We start from the raw sequence: 1,543 nt of genomic DNA, 5'->3' as shown, positions 1-1,543 counted from the left end.
CTCTTCCCCCAGGCCGCTGACGAGCAGGTGTGGTGGGAAGTCTGGCTGCGCGACGGTCGCCGCGAGAACTTCGAGCACATTGCCGAAGCCCTGAACATCACTTTGCGCACGCATGCGGTCAGGTTTCCGGAGCGGGTGGTCATGCTGGCACTCGCCAGCACGGCAATGCTCGACCGCATGATTGCGCACAGCGATGTCGTCGCCGAGCTGCGGCGCGCGAAGGATACGCCGTCCTTCTTCATGGGCCTTGGCGGCGCGGAGCAAAGGGACTGGAGCGACGAGCTTCTCGGGCGCGTCAGACCGCCTCAATCCGATATTGCGGTCTGCATTCTCGACAGCGGCGTACGTCGCACCCACCCGTTGATCGAACCCGCACTTGCCGTTGAAGACTGGCACACCGTCAAACCGGCATGGGGCAGCGACGACACACCTGCGTGGAGCGGCCACGGGACGCGAATGGCAGGTGTCGGCCTGTACGGTGATCTGGTCCCGCTCCTGGTCGGAGGCGATCCAGTTCCATTGCCCTTTCGGCTGGAGAGTGTCCGTATCCTTCCGCCAGAAGACGAGGCAAACGATCCAGAACTCTATGGCTCGATCACCGCGGAAGCGATCGCCCGCGCCGAGGTGCAGGCGCCGGAGCGCCGCCGCGCGATCGCAATGGCTGTGACAAGCGCCAGTCCGGCGCGTGGAAGGCCCACATCGTGGTCTGCCGCTATCGACCAACTCTGTTTCGAAGAGGAGCAGCGACGCTTGATCGTTCTCTCTGCCGGCAACATCGGCGATGACCTCATGCCGGCCGAGCATTTGACGCGCAACGATCTGGAAGCAGTCGATGATCCTTCTCAGGCCTGGAATGCGCTGACGGTCGGCGCTTTCACAGAAAAGGTCGATATCATTGACACCGACTTTGCGGGCTACGCTCCGATCGCGCCGGTCGGCGAGCTCTCGCCGCGCAGTCGCACTTCGGTCGTTTGGGACAGGCAGTGGCCGGTGAAGCCCGAGGTCGTCTTCGAAGGCGGCAATCTCGCCCATGACGGTGTGTTGCCTGGCGAGCCGATCGACGATCTGCAGATATTGACCACTTTCTATCGACCCGAACTGCGCCACTTCACCACCCTCGGAGATACGAGCGCGGCAACGGCCCATGCCGCACGGATGGCGGGACTAATTCTATCAGCGCGCCCCGAGCTGTGGCCTGAAACGGTTCGCGCCCTGATCGTCCACTCGGCCGAATGGACTCCGGCGATGCGCGCACGCATCGATGCGTGCAACGGAGCGAAGGGCGAGATCCAGGCGCTCGTGCGGCGCTATGGTTACGGCGTGCCAGATCTTGGGCGCGCGCTTCTGTCAACGGTGAACGACCTCACGCTTATCGTTGAAGATGAGCTTCAGCCTTTCCAGCGCGAGGGCGGCGCGGCTGCCAAAACGCGTGACATGAAGCTGCATCGCCTGCCTTGGCCGAAGGAGCAGCTCGCGGCGCTCGGCGCTGCCCAGGTCGAGCTCCGCGTCACGCTGTCCTATTTCATCGAACCCAACCCCGGTG

Annotated in this window: 1 protein-coding gene; it reads left to right on the top strand. The window is 63.7% G+C overall.

Going from position 1 to position 1,543, the window contains the following annotated elements; translation table 11 throughout:
- Window positions 1–1,543, top strand: a 1,543-nt coding sequence (locus tag EN879_RS35340; RefSeq protein ID WP_164774815.1) for a S8 family peptidase, incomplete at both ends; no start/stop codon positions are given.

The organism is Mesorhizobium sp. M7A.F.Ca.AU.002.02.1.1 (genome assembly GCF_003998535.1).
Lineage (GTDB): Bacteria > Pseudomonadota > Alphaproteobacteria > Rhizobiales > Rhizobiaceae > Mesorhizobium > Mesorhizobium ciceri.
Note: the sequence above shows the minus strand (reverse complement) of the source record. Positions and strands in the feature narration are given on the sequence as shown.